General features: G+C 59.7%; 18 protein-coding genes and 1 pseudogene. All 19 read left to right on the top strand.

The features are described 5' to 3' along the window. The first annotated feature begins 166 nt into the window (after nt 1-166). Entirely contained in the window at nt 167-1,507 is a 1,341-nt protein-coding gene (locus QZT71_RS03420; protein WP_295912462.1) for a sn-glycerol-1-phosphate dehydrogenase, read from the top strand. A 39-nt stretch (nt 1,508-1,546) separates the two neighbouring features. Beyond that, nucleotides 1,547-3,001 (top strand): MFS transporter, encoded by a 1,455-nt coding sequence (locus QZT71_RS03415; RefSeq protein ID WP_295912461.1) that lies wholly within the window; start codon nt 1,547-1,549, stop codon nt 2,999-3,001. Nucleotides 3,002-3,145: 144 nt separating this feature from the next. Continuing rightward, nucleotides 3,146-3,919 (top strand): DeoR/GlpR family DNA-binding transcription regulator, encoded by a 774-nt coding sequence (locus QZT71_RS03410; protein WP_295912459.1) that lies wholly within the window; start codon nt 3,146-3,148, stop codon nt 3,917-3,919. A 333-nt stretch (nt 3,920-4,252) separates the two neighbouring features. Further along, on the top strand, nt 4,253-5,527 hold the full coding sequence (locus QZT71_RS03405) for a dihydroorotase (protein WP_295912457.1): 1,275 nt from the start codon (nt 4,253-4,255) through the stop codon (nt 5,525-5,527). 2 nt (nt 5,528-5,529) lie between these two features. Further along, nucleotides 5,530-6,621: a glutamine-hydrolyzing carbamoyl-phosphate synthase small subunit gene (gene carA / locus QZT71_RS03400; RefSeq protein WP_295912455.1), complete on the top strand. Its 1,092-nt coding sequence runs from the start codon at nt 5,530-5,532 to the stop codon at nt 6,619-6,621. Beyond that, entirely contained in the window at nt 6,614-9,796 is a 3,183-nt protein-coding gene (carB, locus tag QZT71_RS03395) for a carbamoyl-phosphate synthase large subunit (RefSeq protein ID WP_295912451.1), read from the top strand. The genes carA and carB overlap by 8 nt, the downstream gene beginning before the upstream one ends. Before the next feature lie 132 nt (nt 9,797-9,928). Continuing rightward, nucleotides 9,929-10,669, top strand: coding sequence for a dihydroorotate dehydrogenase electron transfer subunit (locus QZT71_RS03390; RefSeq protein ID WP_363150341.1), 741 nt, complete (start codon nt 9,929-9,931; stop codon nt 10,667-10,669). A gap of 143 nt (nt 10,670-10,812) precedes the next feature. Continuing rightward, the gene (locus QZT71_RS03385; protein WP_295912448.1) at nt 10,813-11,727 is read left to right on the top strand and encodes a dihydroorotate dehydrogenase; all 915 of its coding nucleotides are present in this window, start codon (nt 10,813-10,815) and stop codon (nt 11,725-11,727) included. A gap of 78 nt (nt 11,728-11,805) precedes the next feature. Further along, entirely contained in the window at nt 11,806-12,510 is a 705-nt protein-coding gene (gene pyrF / locus QZT71_RS03380) for an orotidine-5'-phosphate decarboxylase (RefSeq protein WP_295912446.1), read from the top strand. 30 nt (nt 12,511-12,540) lie between these two features. After that, entirely contained in the window at nt 12,541-12,801 is a 261-nt protein-coding gene (locus tag QZT71_RS03375; protein WP_295912444.1) for a glutaredoxin domain-containing protein, read from the top strand. Between the two features lie 47 nt (nt 12,802-12,848). Further along, nucleotides 12,849-13,949 (top strand): S41 family peptidase, encoded by a 1,101-nt coding sequence (locus tag QZT71_RS03370; protein ID WP_295912443.1) that lies wholly within the window; start codon nt 12,849-12,851, stop codon nt 13,947-13,949. A 5-nt stretch (nt 13,950-13,954) separates the two neighbouring features. Further along, on the top strand, nt 13,955-14,587 hold the full coding sequence (gene pyrE / locus QZT71_RS03365) for an orotate phosphoribosyltransferase (RefSeq protein WP_295912442.1): 633 nt from the start codon (nt 13,955-13,957) through the stop codon (nt 14,585-14,587). A gap of 119 nt (nt 14,588-14,706) precedes the next feature. Continuing rightward, nucleotides 14,707-15,792 carry an aspartate carbamoyltransferase gene (gene pyrB, locus QZT71_RS03360; RefSeq protein WP_295912440.1) on the top strand — a complete coding sequence of 362 codons (1,086 nt, stop codon included), beginning with the start codon at nt 14,707-14,709 and terminating at the stop codon, nt 15,790-15,792. A gap of 242 nt (nt 15,793-16,034) precedes the next feature. After that, a complete protein-coding gene (locus QZT71_RS03355) occupies nt 16,035-16,271 on the top strand; it encodes a hypothetical protein (RefSeq protein ID WP_295912437.1) in 237 nt (78 codons plus the stop codon). Next, on the top strand, nt 16,268-18,496 hold the full coding sequence (locus tag QZT71_RS03350; RefSeq protein WP_295912435.1) for a GH92 family glycosyl hydrolase: 2,229 nt from the start codon (nt 16,268-16,270) through the stop codon (nt 18,494-18,496). Before QZT71_RS03355 ends, QZT71_RS03350 begins: the two co-directional genes overlap by 4 nt. 13 nt (nt 18,497-18,509) lie before the next feature. Then, complete coding sequence (locus tag QZT71_RS03345; RefSeq protein WP_295912432.1) at nt 18,510-20,831, top strand: GH92 family glycosyl hydrolase; 2,322 nt, start codon at nt 18,510-18,512, stop codon at nt 20,829-20,831. Between the two features lie 405 nt (nt 20,832-21,236). Beyond that, nucleotides 21,237-21,704, top strand: coding sequence for a 5-(carboxyamino)imidazole ribonucleotide mutase (gene purE / locus QZT71_RS03340; RefSeq protein WP_295912429.1), 468 nt, complete (start codon nt 21,237-21,239; stop codon nt 21,702-21,704). Between the two features lie 128 nt (nt 21,705-21,832). Beyond that, on the top strand, nt 21,833-22,939 hold the full coding sequence (purK, locus tag QZT71_RS03335; RefSeq protein WP_295912428.1) for a 5-(carboxyamino)imidazole ribonucleotide synthase: 1,107 nt from the start codon (nt 21,833-21,835) through the stop codon (nt 22,937-22,939). Between the two features lie 16 nt (nt 22,940-22,955). Continuing rightward, nucleotides 22,956-24,013 (top strand): annotated as a pseudogene (locus QZT71_RS03330) (phosphoribosylformylglycinamidine synthase); the annotation flags it as partial.

Below are 24,013 nucleotides of genomic sequence, written 5' to 3'. Positions count from 1 at the left end.
TGGTGTGTATTTCTGCTTGTATTGCAAAATAGGGTTAATAAAGGAAAAAAATATAGCATTATTTGTTGCTGAAAGAGAAATTTTTCTTTATCTTTGTTATGTTTTTAATGCAGGTAGTATACGGAGATTGCCACTCGTTTCCGAGATGGTGTAAATTAAGAGAAATATGAATAAAGTAGAAAGTGCCTTAATGCGCACGACCGACACCAAGGCGTTGGTGATCGGAATCGATACCCTGCCCCGGGTTGCCGATATGTTCAAGGAACTTTTTCCCGGCAAGCGGGCGCTTGTCATTGCTGATACCAACACATGGCGTGTGGCCGGAAACGACGTCCACCGCATCCTGGCCGAAGCGGAAATCCCCCAGGACGAACCCCATGTTTTCACCGATCCGAAGCTCTATGCCGAATGGACGTTTGTCGAACAGCTGGACGCCGTGCTGGAAAAGACCGATGCGATTCCCGTCGCCGTGGGCTCGGGCGTTATCAACGATCTGACCAAACTCTGCTCGCACCACAACGGCCGCCGCTACCTGATCGTGGGAACGGCGGCTTCGATGGACGGCTATACGGCTTACGGCGCTTCGATTACCAAAGACGGCAATAAACAGACGTTCGACTGCCCCGCGCCGCTGGGCATGGTACTCGATCCGACGATTCCGGCTGCGGCTCCTGCGAAAATGTCGGCGTCGGGATATGCCGACCTGATTGCCAAGATTCCCGCCGGCGCCGACTGGATGCTGGCCGACGCGGTCGGTTCCGAACTGCTCGACGACTTCGCCTTTTCGCTGGTGCAGGACGGACTGCAGGAGGCATTGAGCGATCCCAAAGGGGTGCACGAGGGCAATGTCGCCAAGGTCGAACAACTGGCCGAGGGGTTGCTGTTGAGCGGTTTCGCCATGCAGGCCACCCAGTCGAGCCGCCCTGCGTCGGGTGCCGAACACCAGTTCAGCCACCTGTGGGATATGGAGCACCTGAAATACAACGGTGCCTCCGTTTCGCACGGCTTCAAGGTCGGTATCGGTACGCTGGCTTCGACGGCGTTCCTCGAAATGCTGCTGGAGGCTCCGGTCGAGGAGCTCGACATCGAGAAGTGTGTCGGTGCATGGAAGTCGTGGGAGGAAACGGAAAAGGACATTTACCGGATTTTCGACAACGATCCCGAGTTCGTCGCCCGCGGCCTGGTCGAAACCAAAGGCAAATACGTCGACAAGGAGGGGTTGCGCAGGCAGTTGCAGCGCCTGAAAAAGGCGTGGCCCGTACTGCAAGGCCGCATCCGCAGCCAGATTATACCTTTCGGCGAAGTCCGCCGCCGCCTCGAGTTGGTAGGGGCTCCTTACGAGCCGGAACATATCGGCGTTTCGCGGGCCAAATTCCGCGCCAGCTTCGAAAAAATACCCTACATGCGCAGCCGTTTTACGGTCATCGACATCGCATTCCGCTGCGGTTGGATGGAAGAATGGCTCGATAAACTTTTTGGCAAAGGCGGGATTTGGGAAATAAAGTAGTATATTTGCTTTCTGAAACTACTAAACTTTCATTCCGAAATGACTCCAGAACAAACCAAACGCTTCAAGTATTGGCAGACGCGGACTATCATCGCAACGATGATCGGATATGCGCTCTTCTACTTCGTGCGTAAGAACTTTTCACTCGCCATGCCGGGCCTCGAGGCCGACCTGGGCATCTCGAAAACGAGCCTGGGTATCTTCCTGACCCTGAACGGCGTGATTTACGGGCTTTCGCGTTTCGTAAATGGCATCCTGGCCGACCGCATGAACGCCCGTTGGTACATGGCTATCGGATTGGCGCTCTGTGCGCTGGCCAACTTCGCGTTCGGATTCGGCGAGGACGTTTCCTTCTGGTTCACGGGCGAGCACGACGGCACGCAGTTCACCAATACGATGATCCTGTTCATGGGTATCATGTGGGTGATTAACGGTATGCTCCAGGGGACGGGTTTTCCGCCCTGCGCGCGCCTGCTGACCCACTGGATACCGCCCACGCAGCTGGCGACCAAAATGTCGGTGTGGAACACGTCGCACTCGATAGGCGCGGGCCTTGTGGTAATCCTCTGCGGATATATCATGGGGACGCTGGGTACGAACGTTTCGGCCGATCCGCAGGCCGTGGCGACGATGGCCGCAAACCTGGGCGTTGAGCCCGGCGACGCGGAGGGTATGGAGCGCGTCATGGCGGCCGCCGCACACATGGGGGCCTGGAAATGGTGCTTCTGGATTCCCTCTGCCATCGCGTTTGCGGGCGCCATCGGGCTGGTCGTTTTCCTGCGCGATACGCCGTCGTCGGTAGGGCTTCCCGAGTTGGAGGGCACCGAGATCAAAGAGGTGAAAAAGGCGCCCAAAGGCGCCGAGCACCGTGCATTCCTGATGAAGCACGTGTTCAAGAACCCGTTGATCTGGATTCTGGGCTTCGCCAATTTCTTCGTCTATATCGTCCGCTTCTCGGTACTCGACTGGGGGCCGTCGCTGTTGAGCCAGTCGAAAGGCGTCAGCATGGCGCATGCCGGATGGCTCGTGGCGATGTTCGAAATCGCGGGTATCGTCGGGATGCTGTTCGCCGGCTGGGCTACGGACAAGTGGCTGAAAGGCCGTGCGCACCGCACCTGCGTATTCTGCATGGCGGGCTCGGCGCTGTTCGTATTCCTTTTCTGGCAGCTGCCGGCCGACGCTCCCGTATGGCTGTTGTTCGTAACGCTTTGCGCCGCAGGATTCTGCATCTACGGCCCGCAGGCGCTGATAGGCATCGCCGCAGCGAATCAGGCTACGAAGAAAGCGGCTGCGACGGCCAACGGGCTCACGGGGCTGTTCGGCTATGCGAGTACCGTGGTTTCGGGCGTGGGACTGGGTTACGTGGCGCAGCACTACGGCTGGAACTGGGCTTATGTCGGCATTATCGGTGTAGCTGTCGTGGGCATGCTGGTTTTCCTGCTGATGTGGGGTGCCCGCGCCGACGGTTACGATGCCGAGCCGGAGCGGAATTAAACGATGATTTTCTGTCTTTAGATGATGATACGGACTTTCGGGTCCGGAAGTGTCCGGCCGTCAAACGGTTTCGGACACTTTTTTTTGAAAACTGCGAAAAAAATTGTTACCTTTGTTCAATAACTGCTAAAAGGACAGACAGATATGTTGAGCATTGCCGAACGACACAAATACATCCTCGATAACCTGAACAAATACGGCTTCGTGCGTATCACCGATGTGGCTAACGAGCTGGGGGTTACGAAAGTGACTATCCGTAAGGATGTCAAAATACTGGAAAGCAAGGGGTTGCTCTATAAGGTGCACGGCAGCGCCCGTCCGGCGAACCCGCATGTCGCCGATGTGGACGTGCACGTCAAGGACAATATCAACCGCGACGCCAAGCGCAGTATCGCGCAGCGCGCCGTCGAGCTGTTGGAGGACAACGATTCGATTATCATCGCTTCGGGTTCGACGATTTACGCTTTTGCCGAGGAAATCAAGATGCGCCAGTGGCACCACCTGAATATCGTCACGCCGTTCCTGCGGCTGGGCGTGCTGCTCAACGAGGCGGAAAACGTCAACGTCGTGCAGTTGGGCGGCTCGGTGCACAAGAAGTCGCTTTCGGTGCTGGGCGAGGAGGCCGCGCGTTCGCTCGACGACTGTATCTGCTCGAAACTCTTTTTCGGGGTGGACGGCATCGACCTCGAGCACGGCATCACGACCTCGACCATCGACGAGGCGAAACTCACGCGCAAAATGATGAAAGCGTCGTCGCATAATATCGTGCTGGCCGACTCTTCGAAATTCGGACAGCGCGGTTTCGGGCGCATTTGCGCGCTGGAGGACATCGACGTGATTATCACCGACGACGGAATTCCCGAGCAGATGGTTACGATCGTCGAGGAGGCGGGCGTCGACCTGATTATCGTCAAATAACGGTTGCGCATTCCGGAAAGGGCTTCGGAGTGCGCTGCAAGGCCGGTTTGATGCGGGCGGGGTAGCAGTCTGTGCACCTTGCCGCAAAGGGCGATGTGCATTGATTGTTGAAAAAATTGCGGGAAATTTTTGCATGCCCGGCAAAAAAGCCCTACCTTTGTACACAATTATAGCGATTCCGAAGAACCTATGAATTGTAAACCCAACATATCGTCAGCGCAGGCTTTCTGGCAGCAGGACTATTGGTCGGGTGACGTATTTCCTCCGGTTTTCGGAAATTTTGTTTCATTAGGGTAACTGTTTCAGTTGCCCTATTTTTTTATGCTCACGCAGATGAAGACACTTTATACCAATGCCGTAGTTTATGACGGCGGCCGTTTTGCGGCCGGGGAGTTCGCTGTCGAGGCGGGATGTATCGTCCCGGCGGGAGGCGCGATTCCTGACCGGGTCGTAGACCTCGGCGGGCGGCACGTGGTGCCCGGGCTGGTCGACGTGCACGTCCACCTGCGCGAACCCGGTTTTTCACACAAGGAAACCATCGCCTCGGGAACGGCGGCGGCGGCCCGCGGCGGCTATACCACGGTCTGTTCGATGCCCAACCTGAATCCGGCGCCCGACACGCCGGAAACGCTCCGCGTACAGGCCGACCTCATCCGCCGCGACGCCGTGGTGCGGGTGGTGCCCTACGGCTGCATTACGATGGGGCAGCGGGGCTGCGGCGAACTGGTCGATTTCGAAGCCCTCGCACCCGGTGTGGTGGGGTTTTCGGACGATGGCCGCGGCGTACAGTCGGAGGAGCTGATGGAAGAGGCGATGCGCCGGGCTGCCCGGGTCGGCAAACCGATTGTGGCGCACTGCGAGGTCGACGACCTGCTGCGCGGCGGCTACATCCACGACGGCGGATACTGCCGCGCGCACGGGCATAAGGGAATTTGCTCGGAGAGCGAGTGGCGGCAGGTGGAGCGCGATATCGCGCTGGCTGAAAAGACCGGCTGCCAATACCATGTCTGCCATGTGTCCACCCGCGAGAGTGTGGAACTGGTGCGGCGGGCGAAAGCGAAGGGACTGCGCGTGAGCTGCGAAACGGCGCCGCATTACCTGCTGCTCTGCGACGAAGACCTGCAGGAGGACGGGCGTTTCAAGATGAATCCGCCGCTGCGCAGCCGCGAAGACCGCGAGGCGCTGGTTGCGGGAATTGCGGACGGTACGATAGAGGTAATCGCCACCGACCATGCGCCCCATACCGCCGAAGAGAAGTCGCGCGGTCTGGCCGGGAGCGCCATGGGAATCGTGGGGCTGGAAACCGCATTTCCGCTGTTATATAAATATATGGTGCTGCCGGGCGTCATTACGCTCGATAAACTCGTGGCGCTGATGTCCGACAATCCCCGCCGCCTGTTCGGGCTGGAGGGCGGACTGGGCCTCGGCGGCCCTGCCGACTTTACGGTGCTCGACCTCGGGGCGCAGTACGCCGTCGATACGGCGGCATTCCGCTCGATGGGACGTGCTACGCCGTTCGCCGGATGGCAGGTGCAGGGCCGCGCCGTGCTTACGGTCGTGGGCGGCCGTGAGGTATATGAGGATGAAACGATGAAAACCAATAGATAAAGATGAAACCATTTACGAAGAAAATTGTCTTGGAAAACGGCCGGGAATTCTACGGCTACGGCTTCGGCGCCGACCGCGAGGTCATTAACGAGATTGTCTTCAATACCTCGATGGTGGGGTATCAGGAGATTATGTCCGACCCTTCCTACACGGATCAGATGGTCGTGATGACCTACCCGCTCATCGGCAACTACGGTATGGCCGACGAGGATTACGAAACGAAGAATCCCACCATCGGCGGCATGATTGTGCGCGAGTACAACGATTCGCCGTCGAACTTCCGCTACACGAAGACGCTGAACGAGGTTTTCGAAGAGCACAACATCCCCGCAATCTGGGGCGTCGACACCCGTACCCTGACGCGCATCATCCGCGACGAGGGGACCCAGAAAGTAATCGTCACCGATGCGGCCACGCCCCGTGAGGAGGCGCTGCGGAAGTTGCACGAGTACGTTATGCCGCACGACATGGTTTCGCGTGTGAGCTGCAAGAAACGCTGGATGTCGCGTGTGCCCAACCACAAGTACGACGTGGTGGCCGTCGACTGCGGCATCAAGTACAATATCATCCGCCAGCTGAACCGCGTGGGCTGCAACGTCACGGTCGTGCCGTTCGACTCGACGGTCGAGGAAATCATGGCTTTCCATCCCGACGGCATCGTGCTCTCGAACGGCCCCGGCAACCCGCAGGACGTGACTCCCGTGATCGAGTTGGTCAAGCAGCTGCGCGGCAAACTGCCGATCTTCGGCATCTGCATGGGACACCAGCTCATTTCGCTGGCCTACGGCGCCAAGACCGTGAAGATGAAGTTCGGACACCGCGGCGGCAACCATCCGGTGAAAAACCTCGCCACGGGCAAAATCGAGATTACGAGCCAGAACCACAGCTATGCCGTGGACATCGACTCGCTGGCCGGAACGGATCTCAACCTGACGCATGTCAACCTGCTCGACGGTACGGCCGAGGGCGTGGAGTGCGTCAAGGACAACGTTTTTTCGATGCAGTACCATCCCGAAAGTGCCTCGGGCCCGCAGGATAGCGGTTATTTGTTCAGAAAGTTTACCAAAATGATGGAGGAGCGTAAAAATGCCTAAAAGAAGAGATATAAAGAAAGTGATGGTTATCGGCTCGGGCCCGATTGTAATCGGACAGGCCGCCGAGTTCGACTATGCAGGCACCCAGGCCTGCCTTGCACTCAAAGAGGAGGGGTACGAGGTGATCCTCGTCAACTCGAATCCCGCGACGATCATGACCGACACGCACATTGCGGACAAGGTCTACATGGAGCCGCTGACACTCGAGTACGTGGCCAAAATCATCCGTTTCGAACGTCCCGACGCCATCGTGCCGGGACTGGGCGGACAGACGGGACTGAACCTGGCCGTGCAGTTGGCCCGGAAAGGTATCCTGGACGAGTGCCAGGTGGAGATACTGGGCACTTCGTTCGAGTCGATCGAGCGGGCCGAAGACCGTGAGCTTTTCAAGGAGCTGTGCGAGTCGCTCGGCGAGCCGGTAATCGAGTCGAAAATCGCCATGTCGGTCGAAGAGGCTGTCAAGGTGGCCGCGGAGATCGGTTATCCCGTCGTGCTGCGTCCCGCCTTTACGCTGGGCGGCACGGGCGGCGGCTTTGCCGACGACGAGGTTCAGCTGCGCGAGATGATGCGCCACGCGCTCTTCCTTTCGCCCGTGCACCAGGTGCTCGTCGAAAAGAGCATCAAGGGCTACAAGGAGATTGAGTTCGAGGTGATGCGCGACCGCAACGATACGGCCATCAGCATCTGTTGCATGGAGAATATCGACCCGGTGGGTGTCCATACGGGCGACTCGATTGTCGTGGCGCCCTGCCAGACGCTGACCAACAAGGAGTTCCAGATGCTGCGCGACAGTGCGCTGAAGATTATCCGCGAACTGAAAATCGAAGGCGGCTGCAACGTGCAGTTCGCGCTCGACCCGCTGTCGTTCAAGTATTACCTGATCGAGGTGAACCCCCGCGTGTCGCGTTCGTCGGCCCTGGCCTCGAAAGCCAGCGGTTATCCGATTGCCCGCGTGACGGCGAAAGTCGCCGTGGGACTTACGCTCGACGAAATCATGCTGTCCAATACGCCGGCCAGCTTCGAGCCGACGCTCGACTATGTGGTGACCAAGGTCGCCCGCTTCCCGTTCGACAAGTTCAGCGACGCGTCGAACAAGCTCGGCACGCAGATGAAAGCCACGGGCGAGGTGATGTCCATCGGCCGCACGATGGAGGAGAGCCTCCTGAAAGCCATGCGTTCGCTCGAAACGGGCGTCTGCCACATCTACCACAAGAAATTCGACGACTGGTCGAACGATGAGTTGCTGGAGTATATCAAGGAGCCCACGGATGACCGCCTCTATGCGATTGCACAGTTGATTCGGGGCGGCGTCGACCTGGTGCTGATTTACAACAATACGAAAATCGACATGTTCTTCCTCGAGAAGTTCAAGAACATCGTCGAGTTCGAACGCGAAATCAAGGCGCGCCCGATGGACATCGACACGCTGCGCGATGCCAAGCGCATGGGCTTCAGCGACAAGTTTATCGGCCAGTTGTGGGGCATTTCGCAGCAGGACGTATATCACCTGCGCGAGAAGAACGACCTGTTCCCCGTCTACAAGATGATTGATACCTGCGCCAGCGAGTTCAGTTCTTATGTGCCTTATTTCTACTCGACCTACGAGGACGAGAACGAGTCGATAGTGAGCGACAAGGAGAAAATCGTGGTGCTGGGTTCCGGCCCGATTCGTATCGGCCAGGGCGTCGAGTTCGACTATTCGACCGTGCACGCCATCTGGTCGATTCGCGAAGCGGGGTACGAAGCCATCATCATCAACAACAACCCCGAAACCGTTTCGACCGACTATACCACCAGCGACAAACTCTACTTCGAGCCGCTGATGGTCGAGGACGTGATGAACGTCATCCACCTCGAGAAGCCGAAAGCAATCGTCGTGTCGCTCGGCGGACAGACGGCCATCAACCTCGCCGAGCCGCTGGCCCAGTTGGGCGTGCCCATCATCGGCACCGACTGCGAGGCCATCCGCAATGCCGAAGACCGCGGCTGTTTCGAGAAAATCATGGAGGAGCTGCGCATCCCGCAGCCCGAGGCCGAGGCCGTGACCGACATCGAGTCGGGCGTGAAAGCCGCCGCCCGCATCGGTTACCCGGTGCTGGTGCGTCCGAGCTACGTGCTGGGCGGCCGCGCCATGCAGATCGTGTCGAACGAAGAGCGCCTGCGCCACTACCTGCAAACGGCCGTCGAGGTCAACGAGGACTCGCCGGTGCTGGTAGACCGCTATATCATGGGCAAGGAGCTGGAGGTCGACGCCATCTGCGACGGCAAGGATGTATTCATCCCCGGCATCATGGAGCATGTAGAGCGCACGGGTATCCACTCGGGTGACTCGATTAGCGTCTATCCGACGTTCAGCGTCAGCCAGAAAGCCAAGGACAAGATTATCGACTATACGGTGAAACTGGGTCTGCGGATCGGAATCATCGGCCTCTACAATATCCAGTTCATCCTCGACGGAAACGACGACGTATATGTTATCGAGGTCAATCCCCGCTCGTCGCGTACGGTGCCGTTCCTGTCCAAATCGACGGGTGTGCCGATGGCCCATATCGCCACGCAGGTGATTCTGGGCAAGAAGCTCAAGGAACTGGGTATCACGGAGGTCTACGGCAAAGAGAAAGAGCGCTGGTATGTGAAGGCCCCGGCTTTCTCGTTCGCCAAAATCCGCGGTATGGATTCGTACCTCTCGCCCGAGATGAAGTCGACGGGCGAGGCTATCGGCTACGACGACAAGCTCACCCGCGCGCTTTACAAGGCGCTGCAGGCCACGGGCATGAACGTCTGCAACTACGGGACGATTTTCGTCACGATTGCCGACCACGACAAGGAGCAGGCGCTGCCCCTCGTGCGGAGGTTCTACGACCTGGGCTTCAACGTCGAGGCGACGACCGGCACGGCCGAGTTCCTGCGCGAGCACGGCATCCGCACCCGCACGCGGCGTAAATTGAGCGAAGGCAGCTCCGAGATTATCGATGCGCTGCGGCAGGGCCACGTAAGCTATGTCATCAACACCATCGACATCAACCAGCATAACACCCGCCTCGACGGATACGAAATCCGCCGTACGGCCGTCGAGAACAACGTGACGATTTTCACGTCGCTCGAAACGGTGAAAGTGCTGCTGGATGTTCTGGAGGAGATTACGTTCGGGGTTTCGACCATCGACGCAAAGTGATTTCCGATTCGCAGGGTGCCTTTCGCACTTCCCTTTTTGCCCGGACGGGAAATACCTTTTGTACCCGTCCGGTCGAAAAGCGCGAAACACGGGAGCGGCTCCTGCGAATCAAAAACCGGTGGAATGGAAAGTATGTATAAAAGAGGCATCTACAAAGTCCTTGCGAACGAGCCGCTGACGGCGACGGTGTGGCGCATGGTGCTCGGGGGCGATACGCAATGGATTACTGCTCCCGGGCAGTTCGTCAACATCGCGCTCGACGGCCGCTACCTGCGCCGCCCGATTTCGGTCTGCGATTACGATGCCGCGACGCTGACGATCATCTACAAGGTCGTGGGGGAGGGTACCGCACAGATGGCCCGCATGGCCGCCGGTGAGGAACTCGACCTGCTGACCGGACTCGGCAACGGGTTCGACGTTCGCAACGACGCGCAGCGTCCCCTGCTGGTGGGCGGCGGCGTGGGCGTGCCCCCGCTTTACAACCTGGCGAAGAGGCTGCTTGCGGCGGGCCGGCAGGTGGGCGTGGTGCTGGGCTTCAATACGGCCGGGGAGATTTTTTATGCCGAGGAGTTCCGGGCGCTGGGCTGTGACGTCTATGTGGCTACGGCCGACGGTTCTGCGGGAACGAAAGGCTTCGTCACGACGGCGATTGCCGAATGCCGTCCCGACTTCGACTACTTCTACGCCTGCGGGCCCCTGCCGATGCTGCGGGCGCTGTGCGATGCCGTGGAGCAGGACGGACAGCTGTCGTTCGAGGAGCGTATGGGCTGCGGGTTCGGTGCCTGCATGGGCTGTTCGTGCAAAACGAAATACGGGAACAAGCGTATTTGCAAAGAGGGGCCGGTGCTCGCGAAAGGCGAAATAATTTGGTAACCGTCCGGAAATTGGTAATTTTACACGACGGCCCGAAATGCTCTCTGCCGCAGGCCGGTGGAAGTCCCGTGGGGCGGAGATGCGGAGGCAGGACTCGCGGGCATGGTCGGGAAGCCGGCCGGAAGCATGAATTTTAAAGCATTATGAAATTGGATACTTCGGTCATATTGAGTGGTTTGCGGTTGGATAACCCGGTGGTTCCGGCCAGCGGCACGTTCGGCTACGGCAATGAGTTCCGCGAATTTTACGACATCAATATCCTCGGGTCGTTCTCGTTCAAGGGAACCACGCGCGAACCGCGTTTCGGCAACCCGACGCCCCGCATCGCCGAATGCACGGCGGGCATGATAAACGCCGTGGGTTTGCAGAATCCCGGTATCGACGCCGTCATCTCCGGGGAACTGCCGCGCCTGAAGACCTTTTTTCACAAACCCGTGATTGCCAATATCAGCGGCTTCTCGATCGAGGAGTACGCCTATTGCTGCGAGCGAATCGATTGCGAGGAGCAGGTCGGCATCATCGAGGTGAACGTATCGTGCCCCAACGTGCGGCACGGCGGCATGTCGTTCGGCACTTCGCCCGAATGCGCGGCCGAGGTGACGCGCGCCGTAAAGGCCGTGACGACCAAACCGGTCTACATCAAGCTTTCGCCCAACGTGACGGACATCGTCGCGATCGCCCGGGCGTGCGAAGAGGCCGGGGCGGACGGCATCTGCCTGATAAATACCTTGCTGGGTATGCGGATCGACACCCGGTGCCGCAAGGCGGTCATCGCCAATACGATGGGGGGATTCTCGGGAGCTGCGGTTTTTCCCGTGGCCGTGCGGATGGTTTACCAGGTAGCAAAGGCCTGCTCTATTCCCGTCATGGGCTGCGGCGGCGTAACGACGGCCCGCGATGTGATCGAAATGATGATGGCCGGGGCGACGGCCGTGCAGGTCGGCGCCGCGAACCTCGTCAACCCTTACGCCTCGAAGGAGATTGTCGAGGCGCTGCCCGGCGAGATGAAGCGGCTGGGAATCGAAAAGTTGAGCGACATCATCGGGTGTGTCGAATGAAACGGAACACCCGGTCGTCCGTAAGGCCGATAAGGTGAAATGAGGACGGACACAAGGAATACAATAAAAACGAATACTATGCAACACGACGTAATTATCGCCTGCGACTTCAAATCGGCGGAAGATACCTTTAAATTCCTCGACCTTTTCAGGGACGAGGAGCGCAAGCCTTTCCTCAAAATCGGCATGGAGCTGTTCTATGCCGAGGGGCCGGAAATCGTGCGTGAAATCAAGCGCCGGGGACACCGGATTTTCCTCGACTTGAAGCTGCACGACATTCCCAATACCGTGAAAAAAGCGATGGCCGTGCTGTCGCGACTGGATGTGGATATGTGCAACGTCCATGCTGCGGGAACCGTCGAAATGATGAAATATGCCCTCGAGGGCCTTACGCGCGAGGACGGTACGCGGCCCCTGTTGATTGCCGTGACGCAGCTCACCTCGACCAGCGAGGAGCGCATGCAGCAGGAACTGCTCATTAACGCCTCGATTAACGACACGATTGTGAAATACGCACGGAATACCAAAGCCGCGGGGCTGGACGGCGTGGTTTGCTCGCCGCTCGAGGCCGGCATGGTGCACGAAGCATGCGGAAAAGATTTCCTGACCGTCACGCCCGGCGTGCGTTTTGCAGACGGTGAAGTAGCGGATCAGGTACGCGTCACGACGCCCGCCCGTGCCCGGGAAATCGGCTCCGACTTCATTGTCGTGGGACGCCCGATTACGGCTGCTGCGGATCCCGTGGCGGCGTACCGCCGTTGTGTGGACGAATTCTGCGGATAATCCGCAAAATTACTTTTAAAAGTACTGCTTATGAAACCGGTAAAACTTTTCTACCTGAAATCCTGCCCCTTCTGCAAGAAGGCGCTGCGCTACATCGGGGAGGCGAAAGCCGCCCATCCCGAATTGGCTGCCGTGGAGATCGAGATGATCGAGGAGTCGGAACAGCCTGCGCTGGCCGACACGTTCGATTACTATTACGTGCCGACGTTCTACGTCGACGGCGTGAAAGTCCACGAGGGCGGAATCTATCCCGAAGAGGTGGAGAAGATTTTATGCTCGGCATTGGAATAACCGACTGCCACGGCCCATCCGGAGCCCGGTTTACGCGAACCTGTCCCATGAAGAACTTGCTGCGAATATTGCTGGCGGCAGCGGCTGTGCTCGGCCTGCTGCCTGCCGGGGCTCAAACCCCGGCAGGGGTTGCCGTATCCGATTTCGACTATGCCGTCGATGTCGTGGAACGCGCCTATGCCGGCTATCCGGACAAGACCGCGGGACGCGAAGCGGAGTACGCCGCGCTCAAAAGGCGGCTGCGCAGCGAGATTTCCGGCGACCGCGACGTCTACGATGCCATCGCCGAATACCTCGGCTGGTTCGACGATTCGCATCTCGGAACCCCCGGCGTGCGTACCTACCGGCCCAAGTCGATTCACCGCAATCCGGATTACGCCGGGCGGATGAAGCGTTACGCCCCGCAGTTCACCCATTGCCGGGTGGATGCCGACACGTACCTTATCCGCTTCCCGTCGTGCGACCCGGCCGACGCCGGGGTTGCCGGTGTGCAGGCGGCGGTCGATGCGTATCTGGCTTCGGGATGTGCGAACCTGATTCTCGACATCCGCGGCAACGGCGGCGGGAGCGACAGCGCCTATGAACCCCTGCTCAAACTGCTCTACGACCATGAAGGCGTGGAGGACGGCATGGAATACCGTGTTTCGGATATAGCCATCGCCCATGTCCGGGAGTTTGCCGGAAACACGGAGCGGGGACGCAGGAAGATTGCACGGATGGAACGAACCCCGTCCGGGGAGTTTCTTGCCGGGGGCAGTAAAACCTACCGTATCCGCTACGATTCCGTTTCGCCGCGGCCCCGTCGCGCGGCGCTTCTGATCGACGGCGCGGTCGGCTCCTCGGGCGAGCAGCTGGTGCTCGAAGTCCGCGCCAGCAGCCACCGCACGACCGTTTACGGACAGGACAATACGCTGGGGTGCCTCGATTTTTCGAACTGCGAAATCCTGTATTTCCCGCGTGACACGACCCGGTGGATGATGCTTCCCACGACACGTTCCTACCGGGTCGCGGCTGGCCGCGGGATTGACAAAACGGGAATAGCGCCCGATGTGCGTATTCCGCTGCCGCTGCCCGGGACGCTGACGGACAATGTGGACGAATGGGCCGTGTGGGTGGCCGAAGATTTGAAAAATAACCGAAAAAAATGAATATCATGGAGAAATCAATTGCTAAAGACCTGCTCTCTATTGGCGCGGTATTCCTGCGTCCCGGGCAGCCGTTTACCTGGGCAAGCGGTATCAAGAGCCCGATTTATTGCGACAACCGCCTGACGCTGACGGCGCCTGTCGTGCGCGGGCACGTCGAGGCTGGACTGGCCCAAATCGTCCGCACCAAATATCCCGAGGCCGAGGTGCTGATGGGGACGTCGACCGCCGGTATCGCCCATGCGGCCATCACGGCCACGATTCTCGATTTGCCGATGGGCTACGTGCGCAGCGGTTCGAAAGACCACGGCCGCGGCAACCAAATCGAGGGTAAACTCGAGAAAGGGCAGAAGGTAGTGGTTATCGAAGATCTTATTTCGACGGCCGGTTCGTGCATCGAAGTGGTGAACGCCCTGCGCGAGGCGGGCGCCGAGGTGCTCGGCGTGGCGTCGATTTTCACCTACGGCATGCAAAAAGGGCTGGACAGGCTCAAGGAGGCGAACGTCACGAATTACAGCCTGTCGAACCTCGACGCGCTCGTCGAGGTCGCTGCCGAAGAGGGATATATCGAGCCCGGGGACAAGGCCCGCCTGCTGAAATTCCGCGACAACCCGTCGGACGAAAGCTGGATGGATAAATAACTTGTCCCAGCCGCGTGCCGACGGTTGCTCCGGCGGGGCACCTGTGGGCCCGGCGTTCCGCCGGGAACGGCATGCGACCGCAATATAACAGAGGATAAATCGTAAATGAAGGAATCTTTATGAGACATTTGATCGATCCGACCGACCTGACGGTCGCCGAAACCGAGCAGATCGTAGCGCTGGCGGAGGACATCATCGCCAACCGGGCTAAATACAGCGAGGCGTGCCGGGGCAAGAAACTGGCGACGCTCTTTTACGAGCCGTCGACCCGCACGCGGTTGAGCTTCACCTCGGCGATGATGGAACTGGGCGGCAACGTCATCGGATTCTCGGACGCCAATTCGTCGTCGGTGTCGAAAGGCGAAACTGTCGCCGACACCGTGCGCGTGATCCGCTGCTTCGCGGACATCATCGCCATGCGTCACTTCAAGGAGGGCGCGCCCCTGGTGGCTTCGCAGTATGCCGGCATCCCCGTCATCAATGCGGGCGACGGCAGCCACAGCCATCCGACGCAGACACTCACGGACTTGCTGACCATCAAACGCGAAAAAGGCCGTTTCGACAATATGACAATCGGTTTCTGCGGCGACCTGAAGTTCGGGCGCACGGTGCACTCGCTGATCAAGGCGTTGTCGCGCTACGCGGGTATCAAGGTAATCCTGATTGCTCCGCAGGAACTGCGGCTGCCCGATTACATGCTGGCCGAGATGAGCGAAAATTCGAAACTCGAATTCCGGGAGGTTCAGACCATGGAGGAGGTGATGCCCGAACTGGACGTCCTCTACATGACGCGTGTCCAGAAAGAGCGCTTCCTCGACGAGGAGGAGTTCGACCGGGTGAAGAACAGTTTCGTGCTCGACCCCGAGAAACTCAAGACCGCCAAGGAAGATATGATTATCCTGCATCCGCTGCCCCGCGTGAACGAAATCACGCGCGCCGTGGACAACGATCCCCGTGCGGCTTATTTCCGCCAGGTCGAGAACGGCAAGTTCGTGCGCATGGCGCTGATACTGACCCTGCTGCGCTGGGCCGACGAGAACCGGCCGTTCGAAAAGACGCCCGTATTCGGCCAGGAGTACATAATCAATGAAATGGAATGCTCCAACCGCCGCTGCATCTCCGCTACGGAGGATGTCGATCAGTTGTTCCACCGCTCGGCCGACGGTACCTGCCGTTGTGCCTACTGCGAGGCGAAAGCCCGGTGATGAACTGGTAATTCGGGCCGAAAGCTCCCTGCGGGGAGCTTTTTTATGTCCAGTCCGCGAAAAAACGGCTTTTTTGTCAGGGATTTGCCGTGATGGAGTGTTGTCTGTTAAATGGCAGTAATTTATGGATTGAATGCTGTTGTGTTTCCGTACCCGGAATTTCAGGCCGGCGGGTGTTGCCGGCCATTTTTTGCGTTTTGGGGGTGTGGATATTGCAACTCTTTCCTTATATTTGTTCGCCAATGAGTCAATATATGGAGCTGCAATCCGAAACGATTCTGGACTTGAGTGCGTTCAACCGCCTGTTCGGAGAGTATCAGCAGCGGTTTAACCGTTTTCTCGGTACCGCATGCATCGGACGCACGACCCTCGGCGGCAAACCCCTGAAAAAATACCGTGTCGGCCACGTCGAACTCGTGCGCGGCGGACGGCTGGTATTCGACCTGCAGGCAAACCCAAACAAACAATATACACGATGAATTTGAAATCTCTTACAGCATTCGGTGCCGGCCTGCTCCTCGCGGCCTGCACACAGACACCCGGCACGGAGCCGATGACCCGGTATGTCGACATGCGCATCGGCACGGGCGGCCACGGCCATGTATTCATGGGCGCCAACGTCCCGTTCGGCGCCGTGCAACTCGGCCCGACGAGCATTCCCCAGTCGTGGGACTGGACTTCGGGCTACCATATTTCCGACACGACGGTCATCGGATTCAGCCACACGCACCTGAACGGCACCGGTATCGGCGACCTGTTCGACGTCACGGTGATGCCTGTCGTGGGCGACGTGACCTACGCCCGCGGCACGGAGGACGACCCGCAGTCGGGCATGTGGTCGTATTTCAGCCATGCCGACGAACGATTCCGCCCGGGTTATTACGCCACGCGGTTGGACCGCTACGGCATCGACGTGGAGCTGACCGCGACCAAGCGCGTCGGCCTGCATAAATACACCTTCCCGGCCTCGTCCGATGCCGCCGTGGTCTTCGACCTCGAAAACGGCGGTTGCTGGGACGCCCCGACCGAAACCTTCATCGAGCGCGTCGACGACCGCACGGTCAGCGGCTACCGCTATTCGACGGGCTGGGCCAACGACCAGCGCGTTTATTTTACGGCCGAATTCTCGAAGCCTTTCGAATCGCTGTCGATTTACGAGGGCGGCGAAAACGGCGGCCTGCGCGAGGGCGAGCGCTTCAAGGCGGAGCGCCTCTACGGCCGCGTCAACTTCGAAACGGCCAAAGGCGAAACGGTTTACGTCAAGGTCGCCATCTCGCCCGTAAGCATCGAGAATGCCAGGCTCAACATGCAGGCGGAGCTCCCTGGCTGGGATTTCGAGGCGACGGCCGAGGCTGCCGACCGGGCGTGGAACGCCGAACTGGAGAAAGTTCGTATCGAAACGCCGGACGAAGCCGCACGCCGCATCTTCTACACGGCGCTTTACCATACGATGGTCGCCCCTTCGGAGTTCTGCGATGTGAACGGCGACTACCGCGGTTCGGACGGCAAGGTCTACCGTGCGGCGCCGTTCGTCAACTATACGACCTTCTCGCTGTGGGACACCTACCGCGCCGCACAGCCGCTGATGACGATACTCCATCCCGAGAAGATGCCCGACATGGCCAATACGATGCTCCACATCTACCGGCAGCAGGGTAAACTTCCCGTATGGCATCTGATGGGCAACGAAACCGATTGCATGGTCGGCAATCCCGGCATTCCGGCGCTTGCCGACGCCGTGCTGAAAGGCTACGGCGGCTTCGACAGGGAGCAGGCCTACGAGGCGCTCAAGGAGTCGGCGATGCTCGGCGAACGGGGCATGGATTTGCGCATGAAGTACGGCTATATCCCCTGCGACCTCTTCAACGAGGCCGTGGCCTATGACATGGAATATGCGCTGGCCGACTGGGCCGTGGCGCAGGTGGCCAGGGCGCAAGGCAAGACCGCCGACTACGAATACTTCCTCCGGCGCAGCAAGTCCTACAGGCATTTCTTCGATACCGAAACCCGCTTCATGCGCGGCCTCGATTCGAAAGGCCGCTTCCGCACGCCGTTCAATCCGTTCGCGTCGACCCACCGCGAGGACGACTACTGCGAGGGCAATGCCTGGCAGTATACGTGGCTCGTGCCGCATGACGTCGAGGGGTTGATGGAGTGCTTCGGCAGCAGGGAGGCGTTCGTCGGCAAACTCGACTCGCTCTTCACGGCCAGCTCGGCGCTCGAGGGCAACGCCTCGCCCGACATCTCGGGCCTGATCGGCCAGTACGCCCACGGCAACGAACCCAGCCACCACATCGTCTACCTCTACACGATGATCGGCCAGCCCGCGAAGACCGCCGACAAGGTGCGCGAAATCCTCACGACACTCTACCACGACCAGCCCGACGGCCTGTCGGGCAACGAGGACGTAGGCCAGATGTCGGCGTGGTACGTCCTTTCGTCGCTGGGCTTCTACCAGGTCGAGCCGGCCGGGGGACGCTACTTCTTCGGCTCGCCGCTCTTCGACAAAGCCGAGGTGCGTGTCCGCGACGGCGTGTTTACCGTTGCGGCGCACAACAATTCTGCGGAAAATAAGTATATTCAATGCGTAAAACTCAACGGTAAGCCGTATGCCAAACCCTATATCGCTTTCGACGACATCGCTGCGGGCGGTGTGCTCGAATTCGAGATGGGAGCCGAGCCTGCCGTTTGGTACGAACTCTAAACCTGCACTGGAAATGAAAAAAGGAAGTATCGCCCTCGCTGCCCTCTGTGCCGCCGTACTGGCTTCGTGCTCGTGTCCGCCGGCCGCGGAGCAGCGCCTCCGCCCCTCGGAGTATGTTTCGACGCTGGTGGGAACCCAGTCGGACTTCACGCTTTCGACCGGCAACACCTATCCGGCCATCGCCCTGCCGTGGGGCATGAATTTCTGGACGCCCCAGACCGGCAAGATGGGCGACGGCTGGGCCTATACATACGGGGCCCACAAAATCCGGGGCTTCAAACAGACCCACCAGCCCTCGCCGTGGATCAACGACTACGGCCAGTTCTCGCTGATGCCCGTGCGCGGCGGGGACAAACTCGACGAGGAGTCGCGCGCCAGCTGGTTCTCGCACCAGGCCGAGGCGGCGAAGCCCTACTACTATAAGGCATACCTGGCCGATCACGACATCCGTGCCGAAATCACGCCGACCGAGCGTGCGGCCATCATGCGCTTCACGTTCCCCGAGTCGAAGGAGTCGGGTGTCGTAATCGACGCTTTCGACCGCGGCTCTCAGGTCGGCATGGCCGACAGCCGCACGATTGTGGGCTACACCACGCGCAACAGCGGCGGCGTGCCGGAGAATTTCCGCAACTGGTTCGTCGTGCGCTTCGATACGCCGTTCAGTGCCGTCGAGCTGACCGATGCCCCGGACAAATACAAGCCCGGCAGCAGCCTGCTCTATCCCGAGGGCAGCAAGTCGGTCGAGGGCGGGCATGCCGTCGCCAAGGTGCATTTCGCGACCCGCCGCGGCCAGCAGGTCTGCGCCCGTGTGGCGTCGTCGTTCATCTCGCTCGAACAGGCTTACCGGAACCTTGAAACCGAGTTGGGCGAAGACGGCTTCGAAACGGTGAAAGACAAGGCGCAGCAGCGTTGGGACGATGTACTGGGCCGTATCGAGGTCGAGGGCGGCACGGCCGACCAGTACCGCACGTTCTATTCGTGCCTCTACCGTTCGACCCTGTTTCCGCGCAAATTCTACGAAATCGACGAAAACGGAGCTCCCGTGCATTACAGCCCCTACAACGGCGAGGTGCTGCCCGGCTATATGTACACCGACACCGGGTTCTGGGATACGTTCCGCAGCCTCTTCCCGCTGCTCAATCTCGTATATCCGTCGGTGAACGCCGAAATCCAGCAGGGCCTCGCCAATGCGGCCCGCGAGAGCGGCTTCCTGCCCGAATGGGCGTCGCCCGGGCACCGCGGCTGCATGGTGGGCAACAACTCGGCCTCGGTAGTCGCCGATGCCGTGGTTAAGGGTGCGAACGACAAAGACCTCGAGGTACTTTACGATGCGATGGTGCATGCCACCGAGAACGTGCACCCGACCGTTGCGTCGACCGGCCGCTGGGGCCATGCGTATTACAATACGCTGGGTTATATTCCCTACGACGTGAATATCCCGGAGAACGTCGCCCGTACGCTCGAATACGCCTACGACGACTGGTGTATCCTCCAGGTGGCCAGGAAGCTGAACCGTCCGCAGGCCGAACTGGAGAAGTGGGCGGCGCGCGCGAAGAATTACCGCAACGTGTTCGATCCCCAAACGCGCCTGATGCGCGGCCGGCTCGCGAACGGAGAGTTCCAGTCGCCGTTCAGTCCCTACAAGTGGGGCGACGCGTTCACGGAGGGTAATTCGTGGCACTACACGTGGTCGGTATTCCACGACGTGCAGGGGTTGGTCGACCTGATGGGCGGCCGGGAGCCGTTCGTCGAGATGCTCGATTCGGTATTCGTCGTTCCGCCGATTTACGACGACAGCTACTACGGGTTCCGCATCCACGAAATCACCGAGATGCAGGTGGCCGATATGGGCAATTACGCACACGGCAACCAGCCCGCGCAGCACATGATTTATCTCTATAATTATGCGGGTGCGCCGTGGAAAGCCCAGTACTGGACGCGCGAGGTGATGGATCGCCTCTATTCGGCCAAACCCGACGGCTACTGCGGCGACGAGGACAACGGCCAGACCTCGGCCTGGTATGTCTTCTCCGCCCTGGGATTCTATCCCGTCTGTCCGGCTTCGGACGAATACGTCGTCGGCTCGCCGCTGTTCCGCAAGGCGGTCGTGAACCTCGAGAACGGGAATAAGATTGTGCTCGAAGCCCCTGCGAACAGCCCTGAAACCCGCTATATCGGTGCGGTGCAATTCGACGGGAAGGCCTATACGCACAATTTCCTGCGCCATTCCGATTTGGTGAAGGGTGCCGATATCCGCTTCGAGATGCGCCCCGAACCCGACTATATGCGCGGCACCGATTCCGCCGACGCTCCCTATTCGTTCAGCCGCGAATAGCAGGGCGGGTCTAACTGCTGATAATCCGCTGCAGCCGGCATCGGCTGCGGCGGATTATTTCGTTTTTGACGGAATCCCGAAATGTCGATAATTTGTCAATAGAATCTGCCCGGGGATTTTGAAAATCGGCCGGAAAACACTACTTTTGTAGCGTTGTTTTTACAAAAGTTAGGTTAATCCGGACACATCCCATGATCTCTATCGGCAGAATCGACCAACGTGAACGAAAAAAACAGCAGGGCCAGGCCGCTGCGTTTTATTCGTCGTCGCGCCGGCAGCAGGGTCGGGACGCGCAGTCGCAAGGGCAGCAGGTGTCCGGCAGCGGGATGTGCAGATAGATACCAGACCGCCATGACATCTGATGTCGTGGCGGTCTGCTTTTTTGAAAATTTAAAACCAGAGGATATGAAGGTCGGTGTAATTATGGGCTCTGTGAGCGATTACGAGGTGATGGCCGGGGCTGTCGACATGCTCGGGCAATTCGGTGTCGAATTCGAAAAGCGCGTCGTGAGCGCCCACCGGACGCCCGACCTGCTGTGCGAGTACGCCAAGACGGCGAAAAGCCGCGGTATCGGCGTAATTATCGCCGGGGCCGGCGGCGCCGCGCACCTGCCGGGCATGGTGGCCTCGATGACCACGCTGCCCGTGGTGGGCGTTCCCGTGAAATCGCGTGCCCTGAACGGGCTGGATTCCCTGCTGTCGATCGTGCAGATGCCTGCGGGTGTTCCCGTGGCGACGACGGCCATCAACGGGGCGAAGAATGCGGCGCTGATAGCCGTGTCGATTCTCGCCCTGCAGGACGAGGCCCTGGCGGCCCGGCTCGAAGCGTTCCGTGCGAAACAGACAGCCGACGTGCTGGCGGCCGAGATCTGACATTCGGGCGCGGCATCTCCCGGGACAATCCGGGCTGTGTGTCGGAAGCCCGCATCCGGGCGGGATGCGTATGCGGGGCACGGCCCCGGGCCGGAAACACGACGACGATAAATGAGGTAAACAGGAATATGTCAAACGTTACGAAAACGATCGGTATCATTGGAGGCGGCCAGTTGGGGCTGATGATTATCGAGCAGGCGCACCTGCTCGGCGCACGTACCGTGTGCCTCGACCCGGCGGCCGATGCCCCGGCGTTCGCCTTGAGCGACGAGCGTATCGTGGCGGCTTACGACGATGCCGCGGCATTGGAGGAGTTGTGCCGCCGCAGCGACGTGGTGACCTACGAGTTCGAAAATGTCCCGGGCAGCGTGCTGATACCGCTGGAGAAGAAATACAACATCCCGCAGGGCTTCCGCCCCCTCTACGATTCGCAGGATCGCCTGCGCGAGAAGGACAATGCCCGTGCGAACGGATTGCAGACGCCCCGATACGCCGCCGTGGACGACGAGGCGTCGCTGCGGGCCGCCGTGGCGGAAATCGGCCTGCCCGCCGTGCTCAAGACCCGCACGCTGGGATACGACGGACACGGGCAGTTGGTGATGAAGTCGGAGGCCGACATCGAACGTGCCCTGCCGATGCTCGCCGTGCCCTGCATCCTCGAGCAGTTCGTGCCGTTCGACTACGAGGCCAGCATTGTGATGGTCGCGGACGGGGAGCGTGTCGTAACGTTCCCGATCGGCCGCAACGTGCACCGCGACGGCATTCTCGACCTCTGTTTCGTGCCCGCTGCGGAGATGGACGACGACCTGTGCGGCCGGATGGTCGCGGCCGGAGAGCGGTTCATGAAATCCTGCGGCTACCGGGGGATTCTCGCCATTGAATTTTTCATCCGGGACGGCCGGTTCTATTTCAACGAAATGGCCCCGCGTCCCCACAACTCGGGGCATTATACCATCGAGGGCTGTACGACCAACCAGTTCCGCGAATTGGTGCGTTTCCTGCTGGGTGAGCCCCTGCAGGCGCCTGAACTCGTGGCTCCGACCGTGATGAAGAACATCCTGGGGCAAGACCTCGAGGCGGCTGAAAAAATTGCGGCCGAAAATCTCCCGGGCGTATACGTCCGCCTCTACGGCAAGAGGGAGAGCCGTCCGAAACGCAAGATGGGACATATCACATTCGTGGGGATGCCCCCCGCGGAGTACGAGTCCCGGTGGGCCGGCAAATTTGTAAAATAAGTGCAAACGAAATAAAATGGAAAACTACCGGATTTTTGTTGAGAAACACCCCCGTTTCCGGGTCGAGGCGGAGAGCCTGCGCCGGGAACTGAACACCAACCTGAACCTCGATATCCGCAGCCTGCGCCTGCTGAACGTCTACGATCTGTTCGGCTTCAGCGAGGAGCTGCTCGAAAAGAGCCGTTACAGCGTTTTCGGCGAGGTGGTGACCGACAGCGTAACCGATTCGTGCGACCTCGCGGGACGAAAATACATCGCCGTGGAGTATCTTCCCGGCCAGTTCGACCAGCGCGCCGCGTCGGCCGTCGACTGCGTGCGGCTCATCGACCCGTCGGCCGGGGTGCGCATCCGCTCGTCGAAACTGCTGTTGTTCGACGATGCGGTGACCGACGACGAACTGGCGCGCATCAGGCATTATTATATCAACGCCGTCGAGTCGCGTGAAAAAGACCTGGGCGTGCTGACCGATATGGAGCAGGCCGAGGTGAAACCCGTCGCCGTGCTCGAAGGCTTTACCGCAATGTCCGACGCGGAGCTGGAGCCCTACTGCAAGCAGTACGGGCTGGCGATGAACGCCGACGATTTGCGCGAGGTGGTGAAATATTTCCGCGCCGAGGGCCGCGATCCTTTTGAAACCGAGTTGCGTATCCTCGACACCTACTGGAGCGACCATTGCCGCCATACGACCTTTACGACCGAGCTGGAGGGCATTACGGTCGAGGAGTCGTTCGTGAAGGACGAAATCGAAGACTCGCTGGCGCTCTACCTGCGCATCCGCCGCGAACTGGGACGCGAGCACAAGAGTATCTGCCTGATGGACATGGCGACCATCGGCGCCCGCTACCTGCGCGCGAAGGGAGTGCTGGACGACATGGAGGTGAGCGACGAGAACAACGCCTGCTCGGTGTACGTCGACGTCGATGTCGACGGTGCGACCGAGAAGTGGCTCCTGCAGTTCAAGAACGAAACCCATAACCACCCGACGGAAATCGAGCCGTTCGGCGGTGCCTCGACCTGTCTGGGCGGCGCCATCCGCGACCCGTTGTCGGGCCGCAGCTACGTCTATCAGGCCAT

This window comes from uncultured Alistipes sp., assembly GCF_902388705.1.
Taxonomy (GTDB): domain Bacteria; phylum Bacteroidota; class Bacteroidia; order Bacteroidales; family Rikenellaceae; genus Alistipes.
The sequence above is the reverse complement of the archived record's forward strand: the minus strand, read 5'-3'. Positions and strand labels throughout refer to the sequence as shown.